Origin of the sequence: Mesorhizobium sp. M4A.F.Ca.ET.050.02.1.1, assembly GCF_003997725.1 — a bacterium.
Taxonomy (GTDB): Bacteria; Pseudomonadota; Alphaproteobacteria; order Rhizobiales; family Rhizobiaceae; genus Mesorhizobium.
Genome location: NZ_RZSG01000354.1, coordinates 1 through 5959, shown reverse-complemented (window position 1 = coordinate 5959; position 5959 = coordinate 1). Strand labels below are relative to the sequence as shown.

Annotated in this window: 9 protein-coding genes; 3 read left to right on the top strand and 6 right to left on the bottom strand. The window is 64.8% G+C overall.

Features of this window, described 5'->3' with window-relative positions:
- Positions 1 to 542, top strand: a 542-nt coding sequence (locus EOA33_RS21245; RefSeq protein ID WP_190234324.1) for a hypothetical protein, incomplete at its 5' end; no start/stop codon positions are given.
- 25 nt (positions 543 to 567) lie between these two features.
- Here the strand turns inward: EOA33_RS21245 and arsC are convergent.
- The 5 genes from arsC to EOA33_RS21220 form a co-directional block, all read right to left on the bottom strand.
- Positions 568 to 990, bottom strand: coding sequence for an arsenate reductase (glutaredoxin) (gene arsC, locus EOA33_RS21240; protein ID WP_127406492.1), 423 nt, complete (start codon positions 988 to 990; stop codon positions 568 to 570).
- Entirely contained in the window at positions 987 to 1670 is a 684-nt protein-coding gene (locus EOA33_RS21235) for an MIP/aquaporin family protein (protein WP_127406491.1), read from the bottom strand. The genes arsC and EOA33_RS21235 overlap by 4 nt, the downstream gene beginning before the upstream one ends.
- A gap of 25 nt (positions 1671 to 1695) precedes the next feature.
- Positions 1696 to 2028 carry a metalloregulator ArsR/SmtB family transcription factor gene (locus EOA33_RS21230; RefSeq protein WP_127406490.1) on the bottom strand — a complete coding sequence of 111 codons (333 nt, stop codon included), beginning with the start codon at positions 2026 to 2028 and terminating at the stop codon, positions 1696 to 1698.
- Between the two features lie 101 nt (positions 2029 to 2129).
- Positions 2130 to 2720, bottom strand: a complete 591-nt coding sequence (locus EOA33_RS21225) for an NAD(P)H-dependent oxidoreductase (RefSeq protein WP_127406489.1) — start codon at positions 2718 to 2720, stop codon at positions 2130 to 2132.
- Between the two features lie 104 nt (positions 2721 to 2824).
- Positions 2825 to 3193, bottom strand: coding sequence for an antibiotic biosynthesis monooxygenase family protein (locus EOA33_RS21220; protein ID WP_127406488.1), 369 nt, complete (start codon positions 3191 to 3193; stop codon positions 2825 to 2827).
- Positions 3194 to 3288: 95 nt separating this feature from the next.
- Between EOA33_RS21220 and EOA33_RS21215 the strand changes: the two genes are divergently transcribed.
- Positions 3289 to 3765, top strand: a complete 477-nt coding sequence (locus tag EOA33_RS21215; RefSeq protein ID WP_126055631.1) for a MarR family winged helix-turn-helix transcriptional regulator — start codon at positions 3289 to 3291, stop codon at positions 3763 to 3765.
- 201 nt (positions 3766 to 3966) lie between these two features.
- Positions 3967 to 5121 carry a hypothetical protein gene (locus EOA33_RS21210; protein ID WP_127406487.1) on the top strand — a complete coding sequence of 385 codons (1155 nt, stop codon included), beginning with the start codon at positions 3967 to 3969 and terminating at the stop codon, positions 5119 to 5121.
- Between the two features lie 45 nt (positions 5122 to 5166).
- Here EOA33_RS21210 and EOA33_RS21205 read toward each other — a convergent pair.
- On the bottom strand, positions 5167 to 5959 hold a 793-nt coding region (locus EOA33_RS21205), incomplete at its 5' end, for a (2Fe-2S)-binding protein (protein ID WP_127406486.1).

The window sequence follows — 5959 nt, the reverse complement described above, 5'->3', positions numbered from 1 at the left end:
CCATCGTCCTGGGCATCCCAATTCCGTCCATCGATCCGGTGTTTCTGGGAGTTGTAGGTGTCCATATTCTGTTTGGGCTTGCCGCCTTGACCACCGGCGCTGCCGCGATGTTCGCCCAAAAGGGGCGCGGCCGGCACTCGAACTTCGGCAGCATTTACTTTTGGTGCCTGTTCGGCGTGTTCGTGTCTATGAGCGCCTTGTCGCTCCTGCGCTGGGCGGAAAACTACCACCTGTTCGCGCTGGGATGCATTTCTTTCGCATCTGCCTATTTCGGGCGCATGGCCGCCCGACGACACTGGCGCCAATGGCCCAGGCTGCATCTCACCGGCATGGGGATGTCCTACGTCGTAATGCTTACCGCATTTTACCTCGATAACGGCAAGAACCTGCCCTTGTGGAGGGAGCTTCCAACTATTGCATTTTGGGTTCTGCCCAGCGCGATCGGAATGCCGATAATCCTCCATGCCTTGTTTCAGCACCCGGTCGTCCTGGACTTCGATCGCTCGCGAGCGGCAAGCACCAGATCCGCAAATCCAGACTGAGAGGCGAGCGCCTTTCGGTGCTACGTCAGACGACCCGCTTGCCGTCGGCGCCGATCACCACCTCGCCGTCCTCCTTGGTGAACGGGCCGATGTCGGGATTGGACAGGATGTCGAGCACCGCTTCCGACGGCCGCGCCAGTATCGTGCCTTTCGGCGTCACCACGATCGGCCGATTGATCAGGATCGGATGCGCCAGCATGAAATCGAGGATCTCGTCGTCGCTCCATTTGGGATTGCCAAGATCGAGCTCGGCATAGGGCGTACCCTTTTCGCGCAGCAGCTGGCGCGGCGTCATCGCCATGGCGGCGATCAGCTCGACGAGCTTTTCGCGCGACGGCGGCGTCTGCAGATATTCGATCACCTCGGGCTCCTCGCCCGACTGCCGGATGATCGCCAGCGTGTTGCGCGAGGTGCCGCAGGCAGGGTTGTGATAGATGGTGATGGTCATTCGGCGGCTCTCATCTCAGGTTTCGGTTCAGCAAGCAGCCAGCCGGCCAGCGCCAGCGCAAGCAGCGCGCCTAGCAATTCGGCGACGATGAAGGCGGGGACGTCGAGCGGCCGGATGCCGGAAAAGGTGTTGGAGAAGGCGCGTGCAATGGCCACTGCCGGATTGGCAAAGGAGGTCGAGGCCGTGAACCAATAGGCCGCGGTGATGTAGAGCCCGACCAGCCAAGGAATGGCATCGCCGCGAAAACGCAGGCCGGCGAGAATGGTGAAGACCAGCCCGAAACTCGCAACCAGTTCGGCGATCCACTGCCCCGCCCCGCTCCGCACCGTCGTCGACAGTTCGACGAGAGGCAGGCCGAACATGGCATGCGCGACGACCGTGCCGGCGAGGCCGCCGAGCAACTGGGCGACGACATAGCAAAGTGCGGCATGCCAGCTGATCTCGCGCCTCAGCCCGAACACCAGCGTCACGGCCGGATTGAAATGGGCGCCGGAGATCGGGCCGAGGACTGTGATCAGCACCACCAGGATAGCGCCGGTCGGCAGCGTGTCGCCGAGCAGGGAAAGCGCGACGTCGTCGGTGAGACGATCGGCCATGATGCCCGAGCCGACGACGGCTGCGACCAGCATGGCGGTGCCGAGCGCCTCGGCGGCGAGACGGCGGGGAAGATCGACAATCATGGGCGGGTCCGCATGTGTTGGATTGCTAGCATTTGCAGGTCACGGCCTGGAGGACCGGCTGGCAGAGTTCCGGCGCGCCGCTGCAGCAATCCTCCATGAGATAGGCAAGCAGGTCGCGAAAGCCGGTCATGTCGGCGACGTAGCGGATCACGCGCCCTTCTCGCGCCGCGCGGACCAGTCCGGCATGGTCGAGCACCTTCAAATGCGCCGACATGGTGTTCTGGACGATTTCGAGCCGCGCGGCGATCTCGCCCGCCGGCAGGCCGCCCGCCCCGGTCTTCACCAGAAGGCGGAAAACCTCCAGGCGCGTGTTCTGACCAAGCGCCGCCAAGGCGCGAAGGGCCGCTTCCCTGTCCATCCATATATCCTTAAATCCGGATTTGAGGATGCTTAGTAACGCAACATGACAGACAGATGACAGCGGGCGTGACGAGGATCGGTCGGGTGCACCAATGGAACTCAGAACGTATCGAAGCGACGCTCCACGTCGCGCGCGAACATTTCCCGCTTTTCGTCCGATATGCTGTGAACGGAGTATCGCGACAGGTACAGATGCCGCACGCCCCGGCCGCACATGGTCTTCAGTCCGCGCAGCAGCACCTTCTTTCCGGGGTTCTGCATATAGAGTTTGGTGTACCACCACGGCGACCCGCATGTGGTGACCACGCCCATGCGGCGGATGTTGAGCAGCGCCGGCTTGAGCAGGCCGTCATCCGGCGGCACCTCGTAAGCGATGCCTGGGCGCCACACCCGATCGAAATAGCCTTTCAAGATAGCGGGCATGCCTGACCACCAGGTCGGAAAGCAGAACACACACGCCTCTGCCCACCGCAACGCATCGATATAGAGTTGCAGATCCTTCGGCGCCTGGGTGGGATCATAGTGGCCACGCCATTCCTCGGGCTGCATCGTCGGGTCGAACTTCATCTCGTAGAGGTCAAAGTCGATGACCTCGTCGCCTCTTGCCTTGAGCGTCTTGACGACGCGCTGGTGAAGCGATGCCAAATAACTGTCGGCCGCCGGATGCGCGTAGACTACATTGACCTTCATTGGATGACGCCCTCAAGCCTTCCACCCGAAGCTATTAGTCGAAGCTAATAGGCTTGCCTAGCTGCCGGAGCGCCCCGGCATGCGGCGCCTCCTGCCCGCTTCGACTAGGCCACGCAGATGCCGGGCACCGAGACCTTCTGGAACAGATGCGGCGAAGCCACAGCCGAGGACGGATAGGCCGAGATCTTCGCCCTGAACTGCGGATGGGAGAAAGCGGCGCGGAAGGCGGCGGTCGATTCCCACACGGCATAGTTCAGGTAGGTCGGGCTTTCGCCGATCGCGCGGTGAAGCTGGGTCGAGATGAAACCCGGCTGCTGCTTCATGAAGACAGCGTCGTCCTGCCAGACGTCGAGGAAGGTTTGCTCGTCGGCCTTGTCGAGCGTGAACACGTTCACCAGCACGACGGGGGCGGCGTCGATCGCGACCTGGCGGTCGATCGGGAAAGCAGGGTCGAGGGGGCGCATATGGGTCATGGGAGGCTCCTTCAATTGGTGTTATGATGTCAATCTGTTATGATGCATACATATACATTTGACAACATGATGTCAACATAGATATAAGGTGACAAATGCCCGATACAAAGCGAACACCGACCGGCAAGGCTTTGAGCGATCTCATTCTCGACCTGTTCAGGCTGAACAGCCGCATCAGCGCTGCCGGCGACAGGCTGGTCGCCGATCTCGGCCTGACCAGCGCCCGCTGGCAGGTGCTGGGAGCCATCGTCGCCGCCGAGCGTCCGCAGCCGGTGGCGTGGCTGGCGCGCGATCTCGGCGCCAACCGCCAGAACGTGCAGCGCATCGTCAACGACCTCGAGGGCGAAGGACTGGTCGCCTTCAGGATCAACCCGCATCACCGGCGGGCGCAGCTTGTCGTGCTGACCGACGACGGGCGCGAAGCCTACGACGCGGCCATGCGCCTGCAGGCCCCCTGGATCAACACCCTCGCCGACGGGCTTGCCGTCGAGGACATCAACACCATGCACGGCGTGATCACGGCACTACGCAAAAAACTGGAAGGCAACGATGACGCTGAAGAGCAGGGCTGACCGCTGCGGAACGGTGGCTGTCCCATCCCTTGCTGAGCGCCGCCCTCATCCTGGCGCTGCTCGCTTCCCAGCATCGCCAGCTTTGGACGGCCCGAACCGGCGCACAGTACACCGCGCGGCTGCGTTGCCAAGCGCGGCGATTTCGCGCAACGGTTCCGACAACCGCAATGACCGCAGTAGCCTCACCGATGCCAGTATCCCGTGCCCGATAGCTCAATACTCGTCACCGGAGCGCGCGCGCCGGTGGCGCTGCATCTGACGCGGCTGCTGTATGGCGCCGGACACCGGGTAATCCTCGCCGACACACCTGCCCGCCCGATTGCTGCCGCCAGCGTGGCCTGCGCACGCTACTACCGCCTGCCGCGACCGCGCTTCGAGCCGGCGGCCTACGCCGAGGCGGTCGAGGCGCTGGTGCGCGCCGAAGGGATCGGCCTGGTCATCCCGACCTGCGAGGAGGTTTTCCATCAGGCGCTCGCCTGGCGCGACCGCGCGATCCCGGCGCGCCTGTTCGCGCCCGGCATCGAGTTGCTCGCCGAAGTCCACAACAAACATGCCTTCATCCGGCTGGCCGAACGGCTCGGCCTGGCGGTGCCGGAAACGGTGCTGCTGCAATCGCGCGACGATCTGGGGGCCATGCGCGGCCGCGCGCGCGAATTGGTGTTCAAACCGGTGTGGTCGCGCTTTGCCAGCCAGGTGCTTTTGCGCCCCTCGCCCGGCGCACTCGATGCCGTCAATCCCTCGCCCGCCGCGCCCTGGGTGGCGCAGCGCTTCGTGCCCGGCGAGGAGATCAGCGCCTATGCGGTGGCGCGCGGCGGCAGGCTAAAGGCATTCTCGCTCTACCGATCGCTCTATCGCGCCGGCAAGGGTGCCGGCGTCTTGTTCGAGCCGGTCGAGGACGCGGCCGCGCGGCGGCTGGTCGAGCGCATCGTCGCCGCCACGTCATGGACCGGACAGATCTCCTTCGACCTGATGCGGCAGGCAGACGGAACGGTTCTGCCGCTGGAATGCAACCCGCGCGCCGTCAGCGGGCTGCATTTCTTCCGCGATCCGGCGCGCTTTGCGAACGCGGTGCTGGGAGACGGGCCCGAGGTCAGACCCGATGTCACCGCGCCCCAGACCGCGCGGCTCGCCATGTGGATCTACGGGCTGCCGGCGGCCTTGCGCTGCGGTGGCCTCGGCCGCTTCCGCAAGGCGATGCGTGAGGTCGAGGAACTGCTCGACTGGCCTGATGATCCGGCGCCGGTGAAGGCGCAATGGGCGGCGCTGGGCGAGATCGCAGGCGTTGCGCTTCGAGAGCGCATCAGCCTGCAGGCGGCATCGACGCGCGACATCGAATGGAACGGGCCGGACGAGTGACGTCGGCAGGAGGGCGAAGGAATGCGACGGTCCTTCCGCCTGCCGTCACAGCTCGATCTGATGCACTCTTGGCTCGCTTGCCGCCGGCGGCAGGTTCCCGGCCATAATCGCGGCGATGTCGTGGCGCAGGAAATCCAGCGGACCGATCACCGGCAGCGCCGGCGGGGCGAAACGGGCGTTGTCGCTCGCCGATTTCAGCACGCGGCGATCCTGCTGCAGGGCGACGTTGAACAGCGGCTTGAAGGCAAATGCCTTTATCCTGCCGAGCAAGCCCTGGCGCGGGCCGGTCAACCAGCCGACGCCCTCGACGGTGCGCTCGTCGGCCTGGCGCAGATGGAAGGTGGTGGCGAGGGCCAGCCCATCCTTGCTCCAATATTCCAGTTCGGCGATGCCGGGATGGCGGAAGCGGCCGATTGTTCTCGCGCGCTCACCCTCCAGCAGCCGGCTGATCAGCCCCTGCTGCCGATCCTCGCCGGTGTAGCAGGCCTCGACCCAGCCCTCGCCGCCGGTCACCTCGACGCGCACGAGATGGCGTCGCGAGCTCAGGCCGCGCAGCAGGCCCTTGTGGGTGAAGTGGGTATGGGTGGCATCGAGGATGTTTTCGGCCGCGTCGATCACCGTCGACTGCGTCGAGCTGCGCACCCGCCGCACGACGAGGTCCCGACCCTGCATGCAGTGGAGATAGGGCTCGCCCTGCGGCGTTCCCGACGAGACGAAGACGACGCCGTCGCGCTCGATGACGCCGTAGCGACGCACGCGGTAATGCGGCATCTCGCCGACATGACCGGGAATGGCGGTGCAGCGGCCTTCGCCGTCATAGCGCCAACCGTGATAGGGG

Coding starts and splice junctions, on each gene's coding strand:
- EOA33_RS21235 (WP_127406491.1), bottom strand. CDS start 1,670: ATGATTGTCGATCTTCCCCGCCGTCTCGCCGCCGAGGCGCTCGGCACC.
- EOA33_RS21225 (WP_127406489.1), bottom strand. CDS start 2,720: ATGAAGGTCAATGTAGTCTACGCGCATCCGGCGGCCGACAGTTATTTG.
- EOA33_RS21215 (WP_126055631.1), top strand. CDS start 3,289: ATGCCCGATACAAAGCGAACACCGACCGGCAAGGCTTTGAGCGATCTC.
- EOA33_RS21230 (WP_127406490.1), bottom strand. CDS start 2,028: ATGGACAGGGAAGCGGCCCTTCGCGCCTTGGCGGCGCTTGGTCAGAAC.
- EOA33_RS21220 (WP_127406488.1), bottom strand. CDS start 3,193: ATGACCCATATGCGCCCCCTCGACCCTGCTTTCCCGATCGACCGCCAG.
- arsC (WP_127406492.1), bottom strand. CDS start 990: ATGACCATCACCATCTATCACAACCCTGCCTGCGGCACCTCGCGCAAC.